This is a genomic window from Oscillibacter sp. PC13 (assembly GCF_900115635.1).
Classification (GTDB): Bacteria; Bacillota; Clostridia; order Oscillospirales; family Oscillospiraceae; genus Oscillibacter.
On the sequence record NZ_FOXE01000001.1, the window covers coordinates 133,400 to 157,346 of the forward strand.

The 23,947-nt window shown below is 56.8% G+C and carries 17 protein-coding genes; 10 read left to right on the top strand and 7 right to left on the bottom strand.

Annotation, left to right across the window (positions count from 1 at the left end):
• The first annotated feature begins 12 nt into the window (after nucleotides 1-12).
• The 7 genes from BMZ81_RS00680 to BMZ81_RS00710 all read left to right on the top strand — a co-directional run bounded on the left by BMZ81_RS00680 (nucleotide 13) and on the right by BMZ81_RS00710 (nucleotide 6,035).
• Complete coding sequence (locus BMZ81_RS00680; RefSeq protein WP_091127673.1) at nucleotides 13-951, top strand: DUF561 domain-containing protein; 939 nt, start codon at nucleotides 13-15, stop codon at nucleotides 949-951.
• Nucleotides 942-2,030: an NAD(P)H-dependent flavin oxidoreductase gene (locus tag BMZ81_RS00685; RefSeq protein ID WP_091127674.1), complete on the top strand. Its 1,089-nt coding sequence runs from the start codon at nucleotides 942-944 to the stop codon at nucleotides 2,028-2,030. The genes BMZ81_RS00680 and BMZ81_RS00685 overlap by 10 nt, the downstream gene beginning before the upstream one ends.
• Nucleotides 2,027-2,971 carry an ACP S-malonyltransferase gene (gene fabD / locus BMZ81_RS00690; protein WP_091127675.1) on the top strand — a complete coding sequence of 315 codons (945 nt, stop codon included), beginning with the start codon at nucleotides 2,027-2,029 and terminating at the stop codon, nucleotides 2,969-2,971. The genes BMZ81_RS00685 and fabD overlap by 4 nt, the downstream gene beginning before the upstream one ends.
• Complete coding sequence (gene fabG / locus BMZ81_RS00695; protein WP_091127676.1) at nucleotides 2,971-3,714, top strand: 3-oxoacyl-[acyl-carrier-protein] reductase; 744 nt, start codon at nucleotides 2,971-2,973, stop codon at nucleotides 3,712-3,714. The genes fabD and fabG overlap by 1 nt, the downstream gene beginning before the upstream one ends.
• Nucleotides 3,715-3,828: 114 nt before the next feature.
• Entirely contained in the window at nucleotides 3,829-5,070 is a 1,242-nt protein-coding gene (gene fabF, locus BMZ81_RS00700) for a beta-ketoacyl-ACP synthase II (RefSeq protein ID WP_091127677.1), read from the top strand.
• Nucleotides 5,071-5,072: 2 nt separating this feature from the next.
• Nucleotides 5,073-5,513, top strand: a complete 441-nt coding sequence (fabZ, locus tag BMZ81_RS00705; protein WP_177187143.1) for a 3-hydroxyacyl-ACP dehydratase FabZ — start codon at nucleotides 5,073-5,075, stop codon at nucleotides 5,511-5,513.
• Nucleotides 5,514-5,576: 63 nt separating this feature from the next.
• Nucleotides 5,577-6,035 carry a MarR family winged helix-turn-helix transcriptional regulator gene (locus tag BMZ81_RS00710; RefSeq protein ID WP_091127740.1) on the top strand — a complete coding sequence of 153 codons (459 nt, stop codon included), beginning with the start codon at nucleotides 5,577-5,579 and terminating at the stop codon, nucleotides 6,033-6,035.
• Nucleotides 6,036-6,098: 63 nt separating this feature from the next.
• On the opposite strand, the gene gluQRS is transcribed toward BMZ81_RS00710, so the two are convergent.
• Nucleotides 6,099-7,046, bottom strand: coding sequence for a tRNA glutamyl-Q(34) synthetase GluQRS (gene gluQRS / locus BMZ81_RS00715; RefSeq protein ID WP_091127678.1), 948 nt, complete (start codon nucleotides 7,044-7,046; stop codon nucleotides 6,099-6,101).
• A gap of 286 nt (nucleotides 7,047-7,332) precedes the next feature.
• On the opposite strand from gluQRS, the gene BMZ81_RS00720 reads away from it, so the two are divergent.
• Nucleotides 7,333-10,851 carry an S-layer homology domain-containing protein gene (locus BMZ81_RS00720; RefSeq protein WP_177187144.1) on the top strand — a complete coding sequence of 1,173 codons (3,519 nt, stop codon included), beginning with the start codon at nucleotides 7,333-7,335 and terminating at the stop codon, nucleotides 10,849-10,851.
• A gap of 94 nt (nucleotides 10,852-10,945) precedes the next feature.
• On the opposite strand, the gene BMZ81_RS00725 is transcribed toward BMZ81_RS00720, so the two are convergent.
• A complete protein-coding gene (locus tag BMZ81_RS00725; protein WP_091127680.1) occupies nucleotides 10,946-11,449 on the bottom strand; it encodes a hypothetical protein in 504 nt (167 codons plus the stop codon).
• 368 nt (nucleotides 11,450-11,817) lie between these two features.
• Between BMZ81_RS00725 and BMZ81_RS00730 the strand changes: the two genes are divergently transcribed.
• Nucleotides 11,818-12,408 (top strand): hypothetical protein, encoded by a 591-nt coding sequence (locus tag BMZ81_RS00730; protein WP_143072714.1) that lies wholly within the window; start codon nucleotides 11,818-11,820, stop codon nucleotides 12,406-12,408.
• 176 nt (nucleotides 12,409-12,584) lie between these two features.
• Here BMZ81_RS00730 and BMZ81_RS00735 read toward each other — a convergent pair whose 3' ends face one another.
• The 3 genes from BMZ81_RS00735 to BMZ81_RS00750 all read right to left on the bottom strand — a co-directional run bounded on the left by BMZ81_RS00735 (nucleotide 12,585) and on the right by BMZ81_RS00750 (nucleotide 19,091).
• The gene (locus tag BMZ81_RS00735) at nucleotides 12,585-15,518 is read right to left on the bottom strand and encodes an S-layer homology domain-containing protein (protein ID WP_091127682.1); all 2,934 of its coding nucleotides are present in this window, start codon (nucleotides 15,516-15,518) and stop codon (nucleotides 12,585-12,587) included.
• 496 nt (nucleotides 15,519-16,014) lie between these two features.
• Nucleotides 16,015-17,700 (bottom strand): peptide ABC transporter substrate-binding protein, encoded by a 1,686-nt coding sequence (locus BMZ81_RS00745; protein ID WP_091127684.1) that lies wholly within the window; start codon nucleotides 17,698-17,700, stop codon nucleotides 16,015-16,017.
• A gap of 233 nt (nucleotides 17,701-17,933) precedes the next feature.
• Complete coding sequence (locus BMZ81_RS00750; RefSeq protein WP_091127741.1) at nucleotides 17,934-19,091, bottom strand: DEAD/DEAH box helicase; 1,158 nt, start codon at nucleotides 19,089-19,091, stop codon at nucleotides 17,934-17,936.
• 384 nt (nucleotides 19,092-19,475) lie between these two features.
• Between BMZ81_RS00750 and BMZ81_RS00755 the strand changes: the two genes are divergently transcribed.
• Nucleotides 19,476-19,682 carry a helix-turn-helix domain-containing protein gene (locus BMZ81_RS00755; RefSeq protein ID WP_091127685.1) on the top strand — a complete coding sequence of 69 codons (207 nt, stop codon included), beginning with the start codon at nucleotides 19,476-19,478 and terminating at the stop codon, nucleotides 19,680-19,682.
• A 49-nt stretch (nucleotides 19,683-19,731) separates the two neighbouring features.
• Here BMZ81_RS00755 and BMZ81_RS00760 read toward each other — a convergent pair whose 3' ends face one another.
• On the bottom strand, nucleotides 19,732-22,158 hold the full coding sequence (locus BMZ81_RS00760) for a glycogen/starch/alpha-glucan phosphorylase (protein WP_091127686.1): 2,427 nt from the start codon (nucleotides 22,156-22,158) through the stop codon (nucleotides 19,732-19,734).
• A 9-nt stretch (nucleotides 22,159-22,167) separates the two neighbouring features.
• On the bottom strand, nucleotides 22,168-23,940 hold the full coding sequence (glgA, locus tag BMZ81_RS00765) for a glycogen synthase GlgA (protein WP_091127687.1): 1,773 nt from the start codon (nucleotides 23,938-23,940) through the stop codon (nucleotides 22,168-22,170).
• Nucleotides 23,941-23,947 lie beyond the last annotated feature (7 nt).

Genomic DNA, 23,947 nt, shown 5'->3' on the forward strand with positions numbered 1-23,947 from the left:
AAGGAGGCTTCCATGAAAAAACTGAACGAAATTCTGGGAACCGAGTTTCCCTTTATTCAGGGCGGCATGGCCAACATCGCCACCGGAGAGTTCGCCGCCGCCTGCTCCAATGCCGGCGCTCTCGGCATGATTGCCACCGGCGGCTGGGACGGCGACCGGCTCCGGCAGGAAATCCGCCGGGCCAAGGAGCTGACGGATAAGCCCTTCGGGGTGAATCTGATGCTGATGAGCCCCTATGCCGACGACATTGCCCGCATCATTTTGGAGGAGGGTGTGCAGGTGGTCACCACCGGCGCCGGCAACCCCGGCAAGTACATCTCCGCCTGGAAGGATGCCGGCATCAAGGTGCTGCCGGTGGTGGCGGCCTCCGTTCTGGCCAAGCGCCTGGTCTCTCTGGGTGTGGACGCCGTCATTGCCGAGGGGACGGAGTCCGGCGGCCATGTGGGAGAGATGACCACCATGGCCCTGGTTCCCCAGGTCATCGACGCGGTGGATGTGCCCGTGGTGGCCGCCGGCGGCATTGCCGACGGGCGGCAGGCCGCCGCCGCCTTCGCTCTGGGCGCCTGCGGCATTCAGGTGGGCACCTGCCTGCTGGCAAGCCGGGAATGCCCCATTCACGACAACTACAAGCAGGCCGTTTTGAAGGCGAAGGATACAGACACCGTGGTCACCGGCCGCTCTGTGGGCGGCCCGGTCCGGGTGCTGAAGAACAAGATGGCCCGGGAGTATCTGGCCCTGGAAAAGCGCGGCGCCACCTTGGAGGAGCTGGAGCATGTGACCCTGGGCGGCCTGCGCCGGGCCGTACTGGAGGGCGACACGGAGCACGGCAGTGTCATGAGCGGCCAGGTGGCCGGTATGCTCCATGAAATCAAACCCGTGCGGCAGATTTTCGAGGAGCTGTACAGCGGCGGCAAAGCCGTACTGGAGGCAACCGGCAGAGAATGGCTGTAAACATCAAAGGGAAGCTGCTGCCCCTTCCCATCCTGCAGGGCGGCATGGGCATCGGCGTCAGTCTGGACCGTCTGGCCGGGGCTGTGGCGGCCTGCGGCGGCATGGGCACCATCTCCACCGCTGTGGGAGGCTTTGCGGAGCCGGATTTCACCTCCGACCCCCGGGGTGCCAACCTGCGGGCGCTGGCCCGGCAGGTGCGCAGGGCAAAGGAACTGGCCCACGGCGCGGGGCTTGTGGCCATCAACGCCATGGTGGCAACCTCCCAGTATGCAGACAGCGTCCGCACCGCGCTGAAGGCGGGCGTGGACGCCGTGGTCTGCGGCGCAGGTCTTCCGAAGGACCTGCCCGCCATTGCCCGGGAGGTGCCGGAAAGCGACGCCGCCCTGGCCCCTGTGGTCAGCAGCGGCCGGGCCGCAGGACTCATCTGCAGGCTGTGGGACCGGCACTACGAAACCGCACCGGACTTTGTGGTGCTGGAGGGTCCCCTGGCGGGCGGCCATCTGGGCTTTTCCAAGGAAGAGGCCCGGGAGGCCCAGGCTGGGCGCCCAGTCTCCCTGAGCGCACTTCTTCAGGATGTGCTGAATGCACTGGCCCCTTTCCGGGACAAATACCAGCGGGATATTCCCGTGTTTGTGGCGGGCGGCGTGAAGGACGGCGCAGAAATGGCCCGGTATATGCGGGAGGGCGCGGCAGGTGCCCAGTTTGCCACCCGGTTCATCGCCACCGAGGAATGCGACGCCAGCGATGCCTACAAACAGCGCCTGCTGGACGCCCGGCCAGAGGACGTGGCCATCGTCCAGAGCCCCGTGGGAATGCCGGGGCGGGCGCTCCGCTCCCCTCTGATTCAGCGGGTAGAGACGGGAACACAGCCCGCCGTGGAGCGGTGCATGAAATGCCTTTCCGTCTGCGACTGGAAGACCGCCCCCTACTGCATTTCCAAAGCGCTGATTGCCGCCGTGCGGGGGGACTGGGAGAACGGTCTCTTTTTCTGCGGAGCCGGTGCCGGATCGGTCAACGCACGCTCCACCGTGGGAGAGCAGATGGAACAGATTATGAACGAATGGAGGGCCGCGCAGTGAAGCTCGGTTTTTTATACGCCGGACAGGGCAGTCAGCACCCCGGCATGGGTGCGGACCTGTACGAGGCGTTTCCCGCCTTCCGGACCGTCATTGACGGCACGAAGGTGGACTTTGACCTGAAAAAAGTCTCTTTTAAAGACCCGGACGGCGTTTTGAATCAAACCCGGTATACGCAGCCCTGCATGGTGGCCTTTGCCGCGGGACTCACCGCCGTGCTGGCGGAAAAGGGCGTCATCCCCGCGGCGGCGGCAGGTCTTTCTCTTGGCGAGTACTCCGCTCTCCACGCCGCCGGCGTGTTTGACGCCGCCACCGCCGTCAAGCTGGTGGCCTTCCGCGGCAGAGCCATGGAGGAGGCCGCCGCCGGGCGGGAGAGCGCCATGATGGCGGTTTTGAATCTGGACCGGGCTTTGCTGCAGGATGCCTGTGACGCTGCCTCTGACCTTGGCTGTGTGGTGATTGCCAACTATAACTGCCCGGGACAGCTGGTCATCGGCGGTGAAAAGGCCGCCGTGGAGAAGGCCGCTGCCCTGGCAAAGGAAAAAGGTGCCCGTCGGTGTCTGCCTCTGAAGGTCAGCGGGCCCTTCCACACCCCGCTGATGGCCCCCGCGGGAGACGCCCTGCAAACGTATTTTCAGGGCGTGAACTTTGCTCTGCCCCGCATCCCGGTCATCTTCAACTGTTTGGGTAACGTGATGGGTGACGGGGATACCATCCCCGCCCTGTTGGTGCGCCAGGTACAAAGCAGCGTCTTCATGGAGGATTCCATCCGCGCCATGGCCGCCATGGGCGTGGACGCCATGGTGGAAATCGGCCCGGGCAAAGCCCTCAGCGGCTTTGTGAAGAAAACCGTGCCGGAGATGCCGGTGTGCGCGGTGGAAACTGCGGCGGATGTGGAACAGCTGGCGCAGACGCTGGAGCGCTTGATAAAGGAGAAGGCATGATGAACTTTACAGGAAAGACCGCTGTGGTCACCGGCGGCAGCCGCGGCATCGGCCGGGCCGTGTGTCTGGAACTGGCAAGGGGCGGCGCCAATGTGGTGCTGTGCTACGCCGGGAACGAGGCCGCAGCCCAGGAGACCGTGTCCGCCTGCGAGGCACTGGGTGCCCGGGCGCTGGCCGTCCGGTGCGACGTATCCGACGCAGCGCAGGTCAAGGGGCTGATGGACGCGGCCCTTCAGGCTTTCGGCGCCATTCACATTCTGGTGAACAACGCCGGAATCACCCGGGACAGCCTTTTGATGCTGATGAAGGAAGAGGACTTCGACGCCGTCATCAACGCCAATTTGAAAGGCGCGTTTCTCTGCATGAAGGCAGTGGCCCGCACCATGATGAAGCAGCGGTACGGACGCATTGTCAGTTTGAGCTCCGTGGTGGGTCTCCGGGGCAATGCCGGGCAGATGAACTACGCCGCCAGCAAGGCCGGCGTCATCGGTCTCACCAAGTCCATGGCCAAGGAGCTGGCCTCCCGGGGCGTCACCGCCAACGCCGTAGCTCCCGGCTTTATCGACACGGATATGACTGCCGCCATGCCGGAACCGGCCAAAGCCGCCACTCTGGACTCTATCCCCATGGGCCGTCTGGGCGCAGCAGCGGATGTGGCAAAGGCCGTAGCCTTCCTGGCCAGCGAAGAGGCCGGATATATCACCGGCCAGGTTCTGGCCGTGGATGGCGGAATGAGCATGTGACGAAGACACAATCTCCACATCCCTCATTGCGGCAAAAATAATTTCATTTTTGATTTCATCGGCCGGCGCCAATCGCCGGTCAGGGTCTGATACGAATTCAATTGGAGGTACACTATGGAACGACGCAGAGTCGTGATTACCGGCCTGGGGGCAGTGACCCCTGTGGGCCTTACTGCTGTGGAAAGCTGGCAGGCCGTGAAAGACGGCGTGTGCGGCATCGCACCCATCACCCAATTTGACGCCTCTGCCCAGAAGGTAAAGCTGGCCGCCGAGGTAAAGGGCTTTGTGCCTGAAGACCATCTGGGCAAGCCGGAGGCCAAGCGCATGGGCCGTTTTACCCAATTTGCCGTGGTTTCCGCCCGGGAAGCCATGGCGGATGCGGGCTTCGTCATGGGCGAAGAGGAAGCGGACCGCTGCGGCGTCATCGTCTCCAGCGGTATCGGCGGCCTCTCCATCACAGAGAGCGAGCACGACCGGGGTCTTGCCCGGGGCTGGGACCGGGTGTCTCCCTTCTACATCCCCACCGCCATCTGCAACATGGCGGCCGGACAGGTGGCCATCGACACAGGCTTCCGGGGGATGTGCTCCTGCCCTGTCACCGCCTGCGCCGGCGGCACCAACGCTGTTGGCGATGCTTTCCACTATATCCGGGACGGCTATGCAGACGTGATGCTTTGCGGTGGCACAGAGGCCAGCGTCACGCCGCTAGCTATCGGCGGTTTCACCTCTATGAAGGCCCTGACGCAAAGCGAAGATCCCAGCCGCGCCTCCATCCCCTTTGACGCCGAACGCAGCGGCTTTGTGCTGGGTGAAGGCGCCGGCATCCTCCTGCTGGAGGAGCTCGGGCACGCTATGGTCCGGGGCGCCAAAATTTACGCAGAAGTCGTTGGTTACGGTGCCACCTGCGACGCCTATCACATGACCGCCCCCCGTCCTGACGGCTCCGGCGGCGCCAAAGCCATGGCCATCGCCGTGGCAGACGCCGAAATTCAGCCGGAGGAAGTGGGTTATATCAACGCTCACGGCACCTCCACCCACTTGAACGACGCCGGGGAAACTGCCGCCGTCAAGGCAGTGTTCGGCAAACAGGCGTATCAACTGGCTATGAGCTCCACCAAATCCATGACGGGCCACATGCTGGGCGCCGCCGGCGCGGTGGAAGCCATCTTCACAGCCCTCAGCCTGCGGGACGGTTTCCTGCCCGCCACCATCAACTATCAATTCCCTGACCCGGAGTGTGATCTGGATGTGGTGCCCAATCAGGGCCGGAGCGCAGAAATTCACTATGCGCTCTCCAATTCTCTGGGCTTCGGCGGCCACAATGGCAGCCTGCTGCTGAAGAAGTGGGAGGCATGACCATGGGACTGCAGCTGAACTCCAACGAAATTGCAAAGATTCTGCCCCACCGCTATCCCTTCGCCCTGGTGGACCGCATTGTGGACGGCGAACCGGGCCAGTGGGCCAAAGGCATCAAGTGTGTCAGTGTGAATGAGCAGATTTTCTGCGGTCATTTTCCACAGGAGCATGTGATGCCCGGCGTGCTGCTGATCGAGGCTATGGCCCAGGTAGGCGCGGTGGCCATCCTCTCCCTGCCGGAATATGCGGGAAAGACCGCCTATTTCGGCGGCATCAAGAATGCCCGGTTCAAGTCCAAGGTGACTCCAGGCGATGTGGTGGAGCTGGAGTGCACCCTCACTAAGCGCCGCGGCCCCGTGGGTATCGGGGAGGCCAAAGCCACTGTGGACGGCAAGGTGGTTGCCCTGGCGGAGCTGACCTTTGCCATCGGCGGGGAGGCATAATTGCCTTTTTCCGTGAAGTGTGTATACTATTGTCGAAAGTACGCGGGAAAGAGAGAAAACGGAATGCTGAAAGATGCCTTTTTTGATGTGTATACCAAGTTTAAACTACATTTTTATCAGGAAATTTTCCAGCGTTTCCAGAGCCGGGAAGCCAGTCTCACCACAGTGGAGACCTTCTGTATGGAAACCATTCAGGCCCTTGGAAACCCCACTGTCAATGAATTTGCCACCTTTATGCGCATTTCCCCGCCAAATGCCGCCTATAAGGTAAACAACCTAATCAAAAAGGGATATATCCGGAAAGTCCAGTCTCCGGATGACCGCCGGGAATACCATTTGGAAATCACCCAGAAATATGTGGACTACTATAATATCAGCATCTCCTATATGGTGGAGGTGATGAACCGCATCGCCCAGCGCTTTCCTCCGGCCGACTGCGCCAAGCTGGAGGAGATGCTGAACATTGTCAGTCAGGAGCTGATGCCGGAAGTAGAGCTCCCGGAACGTCATTCTGCGGATTGAACCATACAACCCCCCGTCCATGTTGCAGCAGCACCCCAGGCATTTGCCTGGGGTGCTGTTTTGTCAGGAAAATAGGGTGGGCGGAATGCAGATGTCCTCTCCAGGCACCTTCTCCCAGGAAAAATCCTGCAGAAGGCTTTCTGCGTCTCTGGGCTCTGCCGACGGGTTAAATCCGGCCAGATACGCCAGCTTGCCCAAAATTTCCTCTGCCGTACAGTGCCCCCGCAGGCTCTCCAGTCCTGCGTCCGCATTCCGCTTGGAAAGGCGGTGTCCATCTGCTGCCAGTAACAGTGGAAAGTGGTAAAATGCCGGCGGCTTCAGTCCCAGCAGGTGATAGAGCAAAAGCTGCCTCGGTGTGGAGGACAACAAATCCGCTCCCCGCACCACTTCTGTAACGCCCATGGCTGCGTCATCCACCACCACTGCCAGCTGATAGGCAAACATGCCGTCGGAGCGGCGCAGCAAAAAGTCTCCGCACTCCCGGGCCAGATTCTCTTGATAAAATCCCATATGTCCATCTGTAAAGGAGATCTCTTCCTCAGGCACCCGCAGCCGCAGAGCCGGACTGCGGCCTGTTTTACGTGCTTTTTCCGCTGCTTGGGCGGAAGACAAAGCCCGGCAGGTACCTGCGTAGATCACCTGCCCATCCTCCCGGTGAGGAGCACTAGACGCGTGAAGCTCTGCCCGGGTGCAAAAGCATGGGTACACAAGCCCCCGATCCTGCAGGCGTTCCAAGGCAGCCTGATACAAATCATTTCTCAGGCTTTGGTAGTAAGGCCCACCCGGCCCGCCAACCTCTGGTCCCTCATCCCACCGGAGGCCCAGCCACCGCAAGTCCTCTTCCATCTGTTCGGCATAACGCCGGGGACAGCGCGCTGTATCCAGATCCTCAATTCGCAGAACCACGCGGCCCTCCTTCTGCCGTGCACTGAGCCACGCCAGCAGGCAACAGAGCATATTTCCCAAATGAATCCGCCCGCTGGGCGAAGGCGCAAAGCGTCCCACAGTCATGTTCCCATTCACCTGTTCTTTCGTTTTTCCCTTTTATTATAGCGGCCTATCCTCCATCGCACAAGTGGCTGCTACCAAACTGCTACCAATGTCAAAGCTTTACCGCCCAATGCTTTTATAGAGCTCAAAATGCTGTTGGTAGCAATCCTTTTGTCAATTTGCTACCAGCTTGTTTTTTGTATCGGTTGTGTTCCAAGTATTTTTTATATGTTGTTTGGGGATGTATACTCTGCACGGCACTCTTTCAACTGGTTTTGGAACGGTAAATTTTAAAGGAGGAAATCCCATGAAGAAGTTCCTTTCTCTGGCACTGGCTCTGGTGATGACCATGTCTCTGATCACCATCAGCGCCGGCGCCAAGGACTTCACGGACAACAGCAAGATCACTTATGAAGAAGCTGTCGCCGTGATCTCCGAGATTGGCGTTGTCGACGGCTATACCGACGGCGCGTTCAATCCTCAGAACAACCTGACCCGTGGCGCGGCTGCAAAGATCATCTGCAACCTTGTCCTGGGCCCCACCACCGCCTCTGCGCTGAGCGCTGATGCGGCTCCCTTCTCTGATGTGCCTGCCACTCACGAGTTCGCTGGCTACATCGCCTACTGCTCTCAGCGGGGTATCATCAACGGCTACGCTGATGGCACCTTCAAGCCCGCCGGCACCCTGACCGGCTATCATTTCATGAAGATGCTGCTGGGCGCTCTGGGTTATGACGGCGAGGTCGAGGGCTTTACCGGCCCCAACTGGACCGTCAACGTTGCAAAGCTGGCCCTCGGCGTCAAGCTGAACGCCGGCAACGACGAGTTCTCCGGCAATGCCTATGTGAACCGTGAAGAGGCCTGCCTGTATGCCTTCAACACCCTGAAGGCCGACATGGTGGAGTATGATGCCAAGACTCAGGTCTCCGTTGGCGGCTCCGAGGTCATCATCGCTGGTTCCAAGGCGAAGCCCGTCAGCGAGGCCAACGGCTGGGTCGGTACCAACGACGGCAACATCGATGACGACAATGTCCAGCAGTTCGCCGAAAAGTACTTCGAAAAGCTGACCAAGACCAAGAACGACACGGATGATTTCGGCCGCCCCGCTGTGGAGTGGAAGTACAAGGCCAACATCATCGGCAGCTATGCGGATCGCAGCGACCTGGTCGGCTCCTGGACCGCCAAAGCTCCCAAGAGCGAGATGTTCAAACTGGTCGGCTCCAGCATCGTGGATGACCTGCAGACCAGCGACTCCAAAAAGGACTATTACTTCACCGCTTATGTGGACGGTGAGGAGATCACTCCCGATCCCGATAACTACTTCGAGAAGAACAACACCTCTGCTGCCGGCACCAAGGATGCTGTGAAGCGCGGCACCAACGTCGGTATGTCCGGCAACGGCGTTCTGACCGAGCTGTACATGGACGACGACAACAACGTCACGGTTGTGATGATCAACACCTATCTGGTGCAGGCCACTTCCGACTACAACTCCACCAAGGAGACGGTCAACGTCGAGGCCATCGACACCGACGAAACCACCAAGAGCAACTACAACAATGTGGTTCTGCCCAACATGGACACCTCCATTGACCAGGATGACTTTGATGTCTCCGGCGTGAAGGAAGATGATTACCTGCTGGTGACCTGGTCTGTGAGCGCAGACGAGTTCAAGTCTGTGGAACCCGCCACCATGAAGAAGGGCACTGTGTCTCAGTACACCGAGCGCGACAACGTGGTTGTGGACGGCGAAACCCTGAAGTATGCCCGCCTGACCGGCGATACCGAGCAGGAGGAGCAGTTCTCCATCAACTCCGAGGCTTCCCTGGTTCTGGATGCCTATGGCTACATTCTGTATGTGGACGATGCCAACAGCACCAGTTCCTATGTGTTTGTGAATGCTATCCAGGGCAAGACCAACCTGAACAAGGACGCCGTGGGCGATGCCTACTTCACCGACGGCACCTCTGCTGAAATCAGCATCAAGAAGCTGTACGACAAAGACGGCGATGACTATGACAGCGGCAAGAATATCATTGCCAACGGCCAGGCCGGCTGGTACACCTTCACCAAGAACTCCAGCGACAACTACACCCTGACCGCTGTGAAGGATTACAACAGTGCTAAGACGAATAGATACGAGGAGTCTGTCACGATCACCGCGGACAAGGAGAAGGATCAAATCGTATTCAGCAGCCGCGTAAACTTCCTGGGCGAAGTGGCCGGTACACAACCAGCAACCAAGCCCAGAGCAAACGAAAAGACCCTGTTCCTGACCCTGGACAGCGACGAGTCTGTGGACGTCTACACCGGTGTGTCCAACGCCCCCGACGTGTATCTGAGCGAAAGCGGGAAGACCGCTGTTGTGACATATGTGGTGGATACGAACGGCTATGCCAAGTATGTGTTCATCGACGTGTCCGCTGATGAAAACGCCAACATTGACGGCAACAACAACATCGCCGACTACATGTTCGTCCTGTGGGACAACGGCAAGAAGACCGTGGTCGAGGGCGACGAGTACTGGCAGTATCAGGTCATCATTGATGGCAAGGAAGAGACCCGTTTCATCGCCGAGTCCCTGGTGGGCAGCAACGGCGGCGCAAAGGGCAAGCTCTTCTATGACATCAAGATGAACTCCAAGGATTACATCACCGACGCCACCAAGACCTTCAAGGATCATGACAAGGGCGGCAAGAGCGAGTTTGTCGTAAACAACTTTGCTGATGAGACCATCTCTCAGAAGAGCGGCAGCATCACCATCGGCGGTGAGAGCTACCTGGTTGATTCCGCTACCGAGGTCTACATGAACGTCCGCGCCAAGGCTCTGATGAAGAACAAGGGCAACGACTATGAGGCCTATGTGAAGACCACCATCGGCACCATTGCCGGCCTGTGCACCAACTATGACGTCACCGGCACCGCTTATGTGGTTCTGGACGACGACTTTGGCACCACCGACCGCGCTGATTACCTGTTCGTGGACATCACCGGAGCTGTGGGAACTGGTAGCAGCAACAACGGTTCCACTGGTAGCGCCGGAGATGTGGACTATGAAGTCACCATCTCTAAGAGCGGTTTGGCCAACGTGAAGCTGACCAACTTGGTTTGGCCCGAAGATGTCTGCAAGGATGCCGTAGTCACCTACACCCTGAAGGACGAGGACGGCAACATCGTTGCGAACGAAGAGACGGTTACCATCGACTATCCCGGTTCCAGCGTGACGGACTTGGTCAATGTTTCTCCCTACAACAACACTGACAAGCTGACTGTTGCCGACGTCTCTGTCGAATTCAACACGCTGGCGAGCATCGCTGTGACCGCGCAGCCCACCAAGCTCACCTATGTTGCCGGTGATAAGTTCGAGACTACCGGAATGGTGGTGACTGCAACCTACAAGGATGCAACCACAGCTGTTGTCTCCGGCTACACGGTGAATAAGACTGTTCTAGCACTGAGCGACAATTCTAAGGCTGTGACTGTCACCTACGGCGGCAAAACTGCTGACACAAACACCCTCACGGTGACCGGCCGCACGACCGCGGTGGTTTCTGTGAGCAAGAGCGCACTCGAGATGGAGACGACTGCTGTGGATAACAGCATCACCGCTTCTGTCAGCAACGGCGGTAGCCTCGGTGATTTGAGTGTCACTGGTAAGGACAGCGCTGACACCTCCAAGATCACTGCTGAGTGGATTAACAGCTCCATTCTGATCAAGACGAACGGTGCGACTGCGGGTGCCGTATACGAGATTTCTGTGGCTGGCACTGCCGAAGACACCAGCACTCCTGCTACTGCGGCGACTATCACTGTCACCATTAAGTGAGGAAGCCCTTAACCGACTTCGCGTGAAGACAGAGTCCTGCTTTCATTATACAAAAGCCCCGCACCAAATGGTGCGGGGCTTTTTCCGTCCGCTCTTATGCGGCGTCCGAGCCCAGGTACATCACAAAGCACAGCGCATAATAGGGCGGCATGTTGTTGTGTGAACTGCCGCCCCCGGTGGAGGTGGTGATCTTGTTCACGGGGAAGTAGGTCTTGGGGGTGCCGTACCCGATGGTGTCTCCCGCGCCGGATTGGGACCCCTTCTGGGGCATTTCGTAGAAGTGGCTGTGTCCGGGCAGCTCCGAAATCGTCAGGGTGTGGTTTGCCTCGCCGCCGGTCTTCCACGGGGCGTAGCTGCCACCGGCACCCAGCAAAAACCTTCCCCGCAGATCCGGGGTGCCGCCCGTGCCGTCGCACAGCGCCCACCCGGCGGGGATAGCGTCTACACTTCCGGACCAGGCGCAGATCATGCCCACCATGTAGTTGACGCACTGCGCCAGCGCCGCGTCAATTTTTTCGTTGTCGCTGTTGAAATCCGTCCGCAGGATCCGGTCGGCCGGATCCCACTGGTTCAATTGATAGTTGGTCGTTTGCTGCAAATTGGTTCCTCTTTTCTTCGTTTGTGCTGCCGCTCCGGTTTGGCCGGACCGGAGCGGCGCAAGGGGGAAGGTTCGGGACGCAAGGGACGGTTTTTTGACTGCATTCCCGCGCCGGCGCCGCCGCAGGTTTGCCCGGCGCCGCTTTGCCCTACACTACTTCGTAGCGTAGGGCAAATGTTGCACACCGGCGTGCAGCAGAAAAAAAGAATTTTGTGTTGCACAGCGGCGTGCAAAATTTCCCTACACTATCCATGATAGTGTAGGGATGGTTTTCGAAGCCGGGTTTCTTGGTCGTTTCCCGGCTGATGAACGCTTCCCACAAACAGTGCCTGCCGGAGCCGGCCGCTCCGGCGAAGAGGGGGAATTTTTTGAATCAAACAGCCAATTATCAATTGAACCAGTGGGATCCGGCCGACCGGATCCTGCGGACGGATTTCAACCGTGACAACGAAAAAATTGACGCCGCCCTGAAAACCAGTGCCGATGCCATTGCCGCTGAGACGGCAGCGCGGGAGAGTGCCGTATCCGCTGTGAGCGGAAGGGCAGGCCTGCAGCTTATCCGGGAGGGAAGTATCACAGAAGATGCCAACACCATCAACCTCCAGCTAACGGACATTGACTGGAGCCAGTGGCGGGCGGTGCATCTCTATGTGGAGCCCTATACCAGCACCACATCCAAAACGTTTTCTGCCACCTGGGGCAGCAACAGCAGCTATTCTTTCGGCTCCATGTCCGGCAACACGGCAGGGGAAGCGCCGAGAAACCTTCTGCACATTATGTTGTTTTCCCTGTATCAGAGCCAGCGGTACGTCTGCGCCATATCCATGGGCGTCAGCAGTCCGGGGTTCGTGGAATTTTCCAGCCGCTTCGGCGCCGACAAATACATCCGTCTTTCGTATACGGATACCACCTATCTGTTTCAGGCAGGAACCATTTACAAAATCTGGGGGGAGAAATGATGGAGCGGAGAATTTTAACCTGCTGGCCGGACGGCAGCCAAACACTGGAAATCGTGGAGGAACCGGAAGTTCCCGAAGCGGACCCCGCCGGGGAGCCCGCGGAATAACGCAGCAGCCCCGCACCATTTGGTGCGGGGCTGCTGTTGTTATCACACAATCGTAACTGATTTTAAAAATCAGGCAACGGAGGTGTTGGTAACAGTGATGGAAACAGTCAGCTTCTCGGAAGCGGTCTGCTCGTTCACAGTTGCGGAGACAGTCACCTCAGCGGTAGCGGAGGTCACGTTGCCGGCAGTGGGAGTGCTGAAGGAGGTCACTCTGACAGACACGGTCACGCCGTCAGCGGCATAGTCCGTAGCCATCTTGCTCTTCAGATCGGAAGCAGTGGGAGTCTCGGACTCGTAGTCATACTCCAGGGCAGCGGTGTCGCTTGCCAGATAGTCGTCGACCAGCTTCTGAGCGGCTTCCAGATCCTCTTCTTCGGTGGTCTCGTCATTGACGGGGCCAACATAAGTCGCAGAGGAAACCCAGACATAGATGTCGGTGGCAACCTCGCTGTTGTCGTCGTCCACAGCAATGTAGGCGGTACCGGTCAGGTTGTAGTTCTTCAGGTAGTTGGCCATGCTGCGGGCAGAACCCTGGCTCAGGTAATAATCATTACCCTCGTCAATCAGGTCGGCGTGAGCATTCTTGCCAATGCCCAGAGTCACATTGCACTTGTCGCCAATGATGTAGTCCTCGCCAACGATGGTCAGCGTATCACCGCTGAAGGTGATCTGATCGCCGTCGGCCTTGGTCATCTCAACGACGTCGCGCTTAGCAGCGTCCTCAAAGACAGTAGCCTTGGTCACATAGCCCTTGCTGTTCTCCTTGATGTTGCGGAACAGAGTGCCGTTGGAATCGCCGCCGTCAACCAGGCTGGACTCCACGAACTTCTCAGTCTCCTTGCCATCCAGAACAACCTTGTACTTGTAGTAGGTGTCCTCGCCGGAGGTGGTCTTGTTGCCGGTGTACTTCAGCAGGAACAGATAGTCAGCAGCGCTGTTGGCGTCGTCGATGACAGCATCAGCATCCTCGCTCACGTCGATGAAGACGTACTTGGCATAGCCGGTGCTCTGCTTGTAAACCACGCTGATGGCAACGGTACCATCAAACTCTGCGCTGGTGGTGATGTCGGGCACGTTAGCCACGCCAGTGTAGGTGGTCACTTCGTCGTCAGCATCCATCACCACGAAGATGGTGGAGCTGTCGCCCTTGATGTCAGCAACACTTGCGCTCTCGTTGGTACCAATGGTGATGTCTTCGCCCTCAGCATTGGGCATAAAGCGAACCTTACCATTTGCGGTGACAACCGTCTCAGCACCGCTCACAGTTGCGTCAGCAGTAGTCAGAGGATTCTTAACAGTGCTCAGGGTGTACTTATCAGCAGAGTCCTTGCTGAAGGTGTACCAGCCGGAAGCATCGCGCATAGCGGCAGCACCAGTCTCACCGGCAACCTTCTTCACGGTGATCTCGCCGAAAGTGCCGTCGGTGAAGTAAGCATTCAGCTTCACGGTCTTGCTGTTCTCGGTGCTGGCCAGAGACTCAATGTACACATAGCTGCTGGTGCTGATGGCCTCATCGATGTAGAGGATATAGCCATACTCGTCCAGAACAACCTTGGCATCCTCGCCAATGGTGTACTCGGTGCGGCTCTGCTCCTTACCAACCAGCTTGTTGTACTTGTAAGTAGTGCCGTCGATGATGACGTTGTCAGTCTCAGTGAACTCGGAAACCTCACCGGTGACGACCTCGGCCAGCTCAGCAGACTCAATGGCCTTGCTGTCATAGGAATAAGTCACCAGGATGTAGTCGTCTTCCTTGAAGCTCTCAACATTCACATCATCGTTGTCAATGCTGTTGCCCAGAGGAGGCATGTCAATGGGGTTGTCGCTCTCGGCAGTGTCCGTGTTGATGTCAACAACCTCAAAGGTCAGAGTGCCCTTGCTGCTGCTGTAATCATCAGTGGCCTTCACCAGATAGGTGTTGATCTGCACGATGGTGACATTGTTGTCGTCGTCCATGTAAACTTCGGTCAGAACGCCGTTGCCGGACACGCCAGCAGCAGCAGAGCTGTTCTTGTTGAAGTAGTTGGAAACTGTGGGATCCTTGACCTTGGCGCCGTCCACATAGACGGTCAGATCATACTCGTCGGTCAGATCGTTGACAACGCTGGAGCCAACCAGAGTATACAGATCGCCACGCTTTGCCTTGGCAGTGTAGGTCTCCAGCAGGTCGCTGGTATCAGCATAGCTGCCGATGACATTGGACTTGTACTTCCACTCAGCGGCGGGACGGCCGAACGGATCGGTGTCGTTCTTGGTCTTGGTCAGCTTGGGGAAATACTTCTCGGCAAACTGCAGGCCCTTTGCATTCATGGTGTCGTCATAGACGCCCTGATCAGCAACCTGGGCCTTGGAGCCGGCGATGACAACCTCGGCGCCGCCGATGGAGACGGAAGTCTTGGAGTCATACTCGACCATGTCAGCCTGCAGGGTGTTGAAGGCATACAGGCAAGCTTCTTCACGGGTCACATAAGCGTTGCCGGAGAACTCGTCGTTGCCGTCGTCCAGGCCAACGCCCAGAGCGAGCTTTGCAACGTTGACTGTCCAGTTAGCACCGGTGAAGCCCTCGATCTCGCCGTCATAGCCCAGAGCGCCCAGCAGCATCTTCATGAACTGGTAGCCAGTCAGGGTGCCGGCGGGCTTGAAGGTACCATCAGCGTAGCCGTTGATGATGCCCTGCTGAGAGCAGTAGGCGATGTAGCCAGCGAACTCGTGAGTGGCAGGCACATCAGAGAAGGGAGCCGCATCAGCGCTCAGCGCAGAAGCGGTGGTGGGGCCCAGGACGAGGTTGCAGATGATCTTTGCAGCCGCGCCACGGGTCAGGGTGTTCTGAGGATTGAAGCTGCCGTCGGAATAACCGTCGACAACGCCAATCTCGGAAATCACGGCGACAGCTTCATCATAAGCAATCTTGCTGTCATCCGTGAAGTCCTTGGCGCCGGCGCTGATGGTGACCAGAGACATGGTCATAACCAGAGCCAGAGCCAGAGAAAGGAACTTCTTCATGGGGATTTCCTCCTTTAAAATTTACCGTTCTAAAGCCGCCAAATTTTCCCAACGCAGAGTATACATCCCCAAACATGGATGCTTTTGGATGCATTCCGCAGGCGGAATCTTTTTTTGGTTTTTTCCCGGCATTTTGTTGAACGTCCGAGGAGCTTTCCCATGCGCACGGCACACATACCGTGGCTAGCCTTACCCTGTATCTGTGTCGGGCTGCCGGACAAAGCATCTCTTCTGTTCATGTTGCATTTTAGCAAACCCCATTTTTGATTGCAAGTGATTTTAGCGATTTGTAACATAGTCGTAACAGAATGCGACGTATAAAATTCCGCATTCCGTATGCGGTATATGTGCTCTGTGCAGTTTGTCTTCAGATTTCGCATTTGTTATATAAATGTATCACGTATTCTGGTGCACATTTTCGTGCAGCAGCAGGAAAAAAACACGGCTGCCGCCTGGCAGCCGTGTTTTTTTGTCTTTTCCAGCAAGGCGATTTCCTTTACGTTGTCCGCTCTATCACATTGGAGAAGGAAGACCACCCGCGCGCGTCCCGGCAGACGCCGACGTAGCGTTCCCGCAGCTCCCAGGATGTCCCTGTGGTATACAGCGGAGCCAAGGTACTGTCGTCCAGCAGCAGCGCCTCCGCATCGTGAAGGCAGCCCATCCGGGCGGTGCCATCCTCTGCGCTTGCAATAATGGACAACAGCGTGTCGTATGCACTGTTGGCGTATCCAGTGACATTATCCAAGCTGTCGGTGGCCCATTGCATCAAGAAGCACTCCGCATCGTTTCCAACGGCGCTGATCCATGTGCCCGCCAGTGTATACGCTCCGCTCTGCAATGCCGTTTCCAGCTCCTCTGCCGCCAGTGCCACGGGCGTCACCTGAATTTGAAGCGTATCCCGCCACATCTGTGTCAAAGCCGCCGCCACCGCGGCATTTGCCCCCTCATCTGTATAGTAGTACTCCAGACCGTCGATCCCGCGGCCATTGTCATAGCCCGCCTCGCTCAAAATGGCCCGGGCCTGTTGGCACAAATCCGCATAGTGATCCGGATCGTTATCCAGCAGCGCGCCGTTCTCCGTCCGGAAATCCTCTCCATCAGATCCGGGAACACCGGGCGGCACCAGCCCCTCTGCACTTTTAGCGGCAGCCCCCGCCGCCCGGGCCAATGCATTTCGGTCAATCACCAGCGTCATCGCCTGGCGAACCGCTTGATCTGCCAAAACCTCCTGGCTGCTGTTCAGCAGCACCGTGTAGGTTCCAAGTTCCGGTGTCAGTGCTGACGTCTCGGCCGCCGCCAATTCCGCCAGCTGTGTCACCGGCAGGCTCCACACAAAGTCTACCGTCTTCTCCTCATAAAGTGTCCAGGCCTCATCTGCCGTCTCTGCAAAGCGGAAGGTCAATTCCAGCGGCCCGCTGCCGTCCGTATAATATTTATCGTTCGATACAGTTCGGAGATACTCACCGGGCACATATTCCGCCGGCGTATAAGGGCCGTTGGTCACCAGCGAAGTCACCTTTGACCACCATTTTTCCGGCACTTCCGCCAAGGCCTCCCCGTCTGCCTGGGCTGCCGTCATCTGGTCCCGCCATTTTTGAATGACATCTTTCCGCAGCGGCAGAGTAGCGGGAGCTGTGCAGACCTGGGTCAAGAACCAATCGTATCGGCCATTGAGCACTACGATGAACGTGTTGTCGTTCTTGGCGCTCACCTGCAGCAAGGAAACGTCACCCGTCTCCTGTACCTCATCATATCCAGCCACCACAGAGAGAATCGACTGATAGGGGGAATTGCTGGCAGGATCCGCCAGCCGCTGCCAGGCAAAGACAAAGTCATCCGCTTTCACGCTGCGGCCATCAGACCATTTTGCCCCCCGCAGCCGGAAGGTATAGGTAACCGTGCCGTCGTAATTCTCTTCCTGGTCCACGCTTTTCGCAATTCCGTTTGCTACTGTTGTTTCACCGGAGACATCCACAGTTGTCCGCATCAGATTTTCATAAAGGCTCATTAAAACAGTCTGATCTGCCGAATTTTCCGCATAAATTGGATCCAAACTCTCCGGTGCACCGCCGGCGCAGACGGACAGCGTCACGCCATCCGTTCCACTGCCGCAGCCTGCCAGTGTGCACATACACAGCACGACTGCCAATACAAGTGCCGTGTACCGTTTCCAAGCTCTCATACAACGTCTCCTCTATCTGGCATATCAAAGATAGACGCCGCTGTTCGCGGCGGCATCTCAAAAAATTCAGAGCGTTGTTATTATAAAGAATTTTCCCGCCTTTGTAAAGTAATACCGCTTAAAAAGTAACAAAAAATTACAAAATTTAGGGTTTGTTCATAATATCAGCCAATCGTTTGCTTTCATCTCCAGGCAGCTAAAAGCGCCCGGCCAACTCTGGCCAGGCGCAGCTTTCAGGTATCCTCTTCCAGGTTCCCGTTTTCGCCAAATTTTACCGGCACAATTTCATTTCGGGTGTTTTTTGCGATGTCGTCAATCCGCATTTTAGAGGGATAGTCCGCGATAAATGTCACAGCAATCCCCTGCCGCTTCGCCCGGCCGGTACGGCCGATACGGTGAATATAGTCCTGATTCTCATCTGGCACGTCACAGTTAAAAACAATGTCCACATCGTCCACGTCGATACCGCGGGCAGCCACATCCGTGGAGACAAATACCCGAAGGGCTCCCCGCCGAAACTTGTCCATCACCTGTTCCCGCTTTTTCTGGGGAATATCTCCGTGAATACATTCCGCATCAATACCCTGCATCTGTAAAAACTTCGTAACGCGCTCTGTCGCACCCTTTGTATTACAAAAGGCCATCGCCCGTTCAAATCCGGTTTCCTCCAGAATTTTAGCAATGGCATCCGCCTTGCCGTTATAGCTGACATCCATGCGGAACTGCTTGATGTCCGGTTTATTTTGCTCGTCCTCCCGAACCGTAACCTCTTCCGCATCCCGCTGGTATACCCAGGCGATGTCCATCACCTCCCGGGAGATGGTGGCGGAAAACAGGCCAAGATTCTTTCGCTTGTCCATCCAGTCCAGCAGTCGGGTCACATCGTGAATAAAGCCCATATCCAGCATTCGGTCCGCTTCGTCCAGCACAACGGTCTGGGCGGTGTCCACCCGAACGGTACGGCGCTTCATATGGTCGGAGAGCCGCCCAGGGGTAGCCACCACAATCTGCGGCCGCTTTTTCAGTGCGTCAATCTGTTTTCCAATTGGCTGGCCGCCGTAAAGGCAGACGATGCGGACACCAGGTTTAAACGCCGCAATATCCCTCAGCTCCCCGGTAATCTGAATGGCCAGTTCCCTGGTAGGGGCCAGGATAACCGCTTGAACGCTCTCGTCCTCCGGATCGATGTGCTCGACAATGGGGATTCCATAGGCAAATGTCTTTCCCGTACCGGTAGGGGCCTTGGCAATCACGTCCTTCCACGCCATCATCGGTGGAATGCACCCCGCCTGCACTGGCGTTGAAGCCTCAATTTCCCGTTTTTCAATGGCCCGCATAATCTCCGGTGACAGCCCAAGGCTGTCAAACCGGACGCCTTCTTTCAATTCCATGTCTGATTCCTTTTCTTTCGTTTCCAATTCCTTACACTCCGGTGCGGTCTTTTCCTTGCATGAAACCGGCAAAAATACCGCAAACTGAAAAATGTCGTTATTTATTATACCTTGAAATACAAAGCTTGTAAAGCTTCTGTAAAAAACGGCAAAAAGTCATTATTTTTATAAATATCATTTATTTTTTCTGTTATTTTTCATTTTATAAAACTGTTTCCATTCATATCATATTTTACCATCTTTGTGCAGATAATATGATGTTCTCCATAGTAAAATTGTGTATTTTGTCGCATTGTGATTCATTTTTTATGCTAGATTATTTTTGTATGGGATACCGGATTTGGACACTGCCGAACATGGTGTGGAGCAAGGGGGACGATCGGAATGGATTATGTGCGGATTTTACGAGATCTTCGGGAGGATGCCGATAAAACGCAGACCCAAATCGCTGAAGTTCTCGGGACTTCTCAAACCATGTATGCGCGTTATGAGCGCGGTGCGAACGAGCTGCCAATCCACCACTTAATTACATTAAGCAAATATTACGGTGTCAGCACCGATTATCTGCTTGGTCTTACAAAAGAGCGCTGAAAAATGAGGGCAGGAAAGAATCCTGCCCTCATTTTTTATGCAGATTTTGTTATTTGTGGGGGACATGCCAGATATTCTCCGCATACTGCGCCACAGCCCGGTCCGCCGCAAAGATGCCGCTGCGGGCAATATTGTGCAGACTCATGCGATTCCAGCGCTCGGTATCCGTGTAGACCTCTGTCATTTTCCGCTCCGCCTGGCAGTAGCTGGAAAAATCCGCCAGAAGCAAATACTCATCCGCCGCGCTGCCCTGGGTGCCAAACAGCAGTCTCTGGTACAAGTCCTCATACTGAACGCCATCCCGAAATCCGGTGCGCAGCGCATCCAGGCAGCGGTGCAATACCACATCCCTGCTGTAAAGCCTCTGTGGGACGTAATTTCCCTCTCTGAGCCTTGCCACTTCGTCTGCCCGGAGGCCGAAGAGGAACATATTCTCGTCGCCCAGTACCTCGTGCATTTCCACATTCGCACCATCCAATGTGCCTATGGTCAGCGCACCGTTCATCATGAACTTCATGTTGCCTGTGCCGCTGGCCTCCTTGCCGGCCAGCGAGATCTGCTGGCTGACCTCGCTGGCCGGCATCAGTTTCTCTGCCAGGGACACTCGGTAATTCTCCAGGAACACCACCTGCAGCTTGTCTTTGCACACAGGGTCATGGGCAATCTGATCCGCAAGGGAATTGATAAGGTGAATAATCCGCTTGGCCACAGCGTATCCCGGAGCCGCCTTGGCGCCAAAGAGGAAGGTATGAGGCTGGATAATGGTGCCGGGGTCATCCTGCAACTTCTGATACAGTGCGATGATATGCAATACGTTTAAAAGCTGCCGCTTATACTCATGAAGCCGCTTGACCTGCACATCAAAGATCGCATCCGGATTCAGGACGACTCCCTGCGTCTTATGCGCATAGGCGGCAAAGGATTCCTTGTTGGCCCGCTTGATTTCCGCAAGGCGCTGCCATACATTTGGATCTTCCGCAAAGGCATCCAGTTTCCGCAGGCTCTCCGGCCGGAGCAGGTAGGCATCTCCGCCGGTCAATTCCCGAATCAGGGCATCCAACCCCGGATTGATCTCGCTGAGCCACCGGCGGTGGTCGATGCCGTTTGTCACGTTCTGGAATTTCCAAGGCTCCATGGCGCAGGCATCCTTGAAAACCTCGCTGCGCAAAATTTCGGAATGCAAGCCGCTGACGCCGTTTACCGCCATTCCCCCGGCGATGCAGAGGTTTGCCATCCGCACCTCTCCGCCCCAGATGATCGCCATTTTCTCCGTCTTGGCGCCATCATGATAATAATCGTCCACTTTTCTCTGCCAGCGGCCGGAGATCTCCTGAAGAATCTGCCAAATACGGGGCAGCAGACGCTGCACCAAATCCTGCGGCCACCGCTCCAGAGCCTCCGCCAAAACTGTGTGGTTTGTATAGGCCACCGAGCGCGTAGTAATCCCCCACGCCTCGTCCCAGCCCATGCCGGCCTCGTCAATCAAAATCCGCATCAGCTCCGGAATCACCAGCGCCGGATGGGTATCGTTGATTTGAATCACATTCTTCTCATGGAAATTTTTCAGCGTACCGTAAGTCTCCAGGTGCTTGGCCGTAATGGACTGCATCGTGGCGGACACAAAGAAATACTGCTGTTTCAGCCGCAGGGATTTTCCCTCATAGTGATTGTCCTCTGGATAGAGAACCTTGGCAATGGTTTCCGCCATTGCCTCCTCTTCCGTGGCCTTCAGGTACTCGCCTCTGGAAAACAGGGACATGTCCACGGGCTTTGTGGAACGCGCGTCCCACAGCCGCAGCACGTTAACATGCCCCGTTCCGTATCCGGCAACCTCCATGTCGCAGGGAATTGCCTGCACGATGGTGGCTCCTTCGTTAACGATGTGGAGATGTCCGTCCTGCCAAAACTCCCGGATTGTGCCGCCAAAGCTCACCTCTCTGGCCTCTGCAGGCTTTGGCAGCAGCCAGGCAGCCCCTAAATCCTTCCAGTTGTCAGGCAGCTCCACCTGCTGGCCCTCTACGATTTTCTGCTTGAAAATACCAAGCTCGTAGCAGATGGAATAGCCAGTGGCGGGAATTTCCAGCGTGGTCATGGAGTCCAGATAACAGGCCGCCAAGCGGCCCAAGCCGCCGTTTCCAAGCGCTGCGTCCGGTTCGACCTCAAAGATATCGGCGGCCTGGAACCCCAAATGCTCCAGTGCCTCCCGCAGCTGCGGCAAAAGGCCCAGATTATAGGCGTTTTTCATCAGGCTGCGGCCCATCAAAAATTCCAGGGACAGGTAATGCACCTGCTTCTTTTTGTCGCGCCGTGTCTCCTGGCGGGTTTCCACCTCCCGCAGGGTCATCATATCCCGCAGGACCAATGCGCTGACGCGCATCATCTCCTGATCCGTGGCCTCCTCAGGCGTCTTTCCAAAGCTCAGCATCAGCTTGGCGGCGAGGGCTTCCTCCAGTACATTTGCAGTCAATGGTCTCATGCGTCTTCCTTACTCCGCCGACGGTTCTTTCTTCCTCGTCTTCGCGGCGGCTCCATTCTTTAAAGTGTTTTCCCGGCTTGTGGATGACTTTTTTACAGTCTTTGCAGCTTTTTTCACGGTCTCCGCTTTTTTCCCCGTACCCGCCCGCTTTGCGGGCTCTTTTTCTGCAGCGGTTTTTTTCACACATTCCTGTTCTGCCGTTCTCTCAGGGGCAGCATGGGCCTTCTCCGCAGCAGGGCGCATAGCCTCTTGTTTTTCCGGCACCTGGACCAGTGCCGTTGTGGGCCGCAGAATCACGTCCGTTCTCTGGTCCGCGGAGTTCTCCGTCTGCTCCGGATCCGGCCAGGGCTGGCCCGTAATTCCTGCATAAATATGCAGATACTCCCTGGCGCTGCGCCCCCAACTGAAGTCGCTGTCCATGGCTCTTGCCCGCAGACGGGTGAATGCGTCGCGGTTGTTTCTGTAAAGTTCCACAGCTTCCCGGATCACGTACAGCATATCTCCGCTGGCATAATTGGCAAAGGTAAATCCGTTGCCGGCGTCCCGCCAGGACTCATAGGGCTGAACGGTATCCTTCAGTCCCCCGGTTTCCCTAACAATGGGCACTGTGCCATAGCGCATGGCGATCATCTGTGAAAGGCCGCAGGGCTCGCTCTTGGACGGCATCAAAAACAAGTCTGCCCCGGCGTAGATTGCCATGGACAATTCTTCGTGGTAGTCCAGGCAGACCGCCATCCGCCCCGGATACTGCTGCGCAGCCCAGTGGAAAAACTCCTCGTACTTTTTATCGCCCTTCCCCAGTACAACCAGCTGCAGCGGAAGCTCCATCATATCATGGAGCACCTCACAGATCAAGTCCAGGCCCTTATGGCTCACCAAGCGGCTGACAATCCCGACGATGGGCACATCCGCCTCCTCCCGCAGCCCCATCAGCTTCTGAAGCTCCGCCTTGTCTATGGCCTTTCCGGACATGTCCGCCGCAGAATAGCAGGCGGCGATATTGAGATCCCGGGACGGATCATATCTCTGCACGTCAATTCCATTGAGCACACCGGAGAGTTTATAGCTGCACTGGCGCATAATGCCGTCCAGCCGATGAGCAAAGTAGCTGAGTTTCAGTTCATTTGCATAAGTGGGAGATACAGCGTTTACGGCATCTGCGCAGAGAATAGCCGCCTTCAGCAGGTTGACATCTCCGTCCATCAAAATCGTGCCGTCATCCGCCCATCCGTGATCCAAGCCGAACAGATCACCTAAGGTCTCCAAACCATAGCGCCCTTGGTATTCAATATTATGGATGGTCAGTACGGTCCGAATGCTGCGCAGCCTCTCCTCCCGTACGCCATCATCCTTCAAATACACCGGAATCAGGGCCGTCTGCCAGTCATTGCAGTGGAGTACATCCGGCCAGAAGTTTATATGCGGCAGCATCTGCACCACTGCCCGGGAGAAAAATCCGAACCGTTCACCGTCGTCCATATAACCGTACAGATCCGGCCGCCGGAAATACTGCTCATTATCCAAGAAGTACCAGGTCACGCCGTCCTTTTTGATAGAGAACAGCCCGCAGTATGCATGACGCCAGGCAAGATCCACATAATCAAAGCCCAAGAATGTCAGCTGATTCTCAAATTTCTCCTTAACCCGCTGGTACAGCGGCAGTATCACCGCTACCTCGGCCCCCTGGGCTGCCAGTGCAGCCGGCAGGGATCCGGCCACGTCTGCAAGGCCGCCCGTTTTGCAGAAAGGCACCGCCTCGCTGGTCGCATACAGGATTTTCATAAACGTC

Bases quoted from the DNA above. Each gene is read 5' to 3' on its own strand.
- fabF (WP_091127677.1), top strand. From the start codon at position 3,829: ATGGAACGACGCAGAGTCGTGATTACCGGCCTGGGGGCAGTGACCCCT.
- BMZ81_RS00735 (WP_091127682.1), bottom strand. From the start codon at position 15,518: ATGAAGAAGTTCCTTTCTCTGGCTCTGGCTCTGGTTATGACCATGTCT.
- BMZ81_RS00685 (WP_091127674.1), top strand. From the start codon at position 942: ATGGCTGTAAACATCAAAGGGAAGCTGCTGCCCCTTCCCATCCTGCAG.
- BMZ81_RS00750 (WP_091127741.1), bottom strand. From the start codon at position 19,091: ATGGAATTGAAAGAAGGCGTCCGGTTTGACAGCCTTGGGCTGTCACCG.
- BMZ81_RS00710 (WP_091127740.1), top strand. From the start codon at position 5,577: ATGCTGAAAGATGCCTTTTTTGATGTGTATACCAAGTTTAAACTACAT.
- glgA (WP_091127687.1), bottom strand. From the start codon at position 23,940: ATGAAAATCCTGTATGCGACCAGCGAGGCGGTGCCTTTCTGCAAAACG.
- BMZ81_RS00680 (WP_091127673.1), top strand. From the start codon at position 13: ATGAAAAAACTGAACGAAATTCTGGGAACCGAGTTTCCCTTTATTCAG.
- BMZ81_RS00720 (WP_177187144.1), top strand. From the start codon at position 7,333: ATGAAGAAGTTCCTTTCTCTGGCACTGGCTCTGGTGATGACCATGTCT.
- gluQRS (WP_091127678.1), bottom strand. From the start codon at position 7,046: ATGACTGTGGGACGCTTTGCGCCTTCGCCCAGCGGGCGGATTCATTTG.
- BMZ81_RS00760 (WP_091127686.1), bottom strand. From the start codon at position 22,158: ATGAGACCATTGACTGCAAATGTACTGGAGGAAGCCCTCGCCGCCAAG.
- BMZ81_RS00755 (WP_091127685.1), top strand. From the start codon at position 19,476: ATGGATTATGTGCGGATTTTACGAGATCTTCGGGAGGATGCCGATAAA.
- BMZ81_RS00745 (WP_091127684.1), bottom strand. From the start codon at position 17,700: ATGAGAGCTTGGAAACGGTACACGGCACTTGTATTGGCAGTCGTGCTG.
- fabZ (WP_177187143.1), top strand. From the start codon at position 5,073: ATGGGACTGCAGCTGAACTCCAACGAAATTGCAAAGATTCTGCCCCAC.
- fabG (WP_091127676.1), top strand. From the start codon at position 2,971: ATGAACTTTACAGGAAAGACCGCTGTGGTCACCGGCGGCAGCCGCGGC.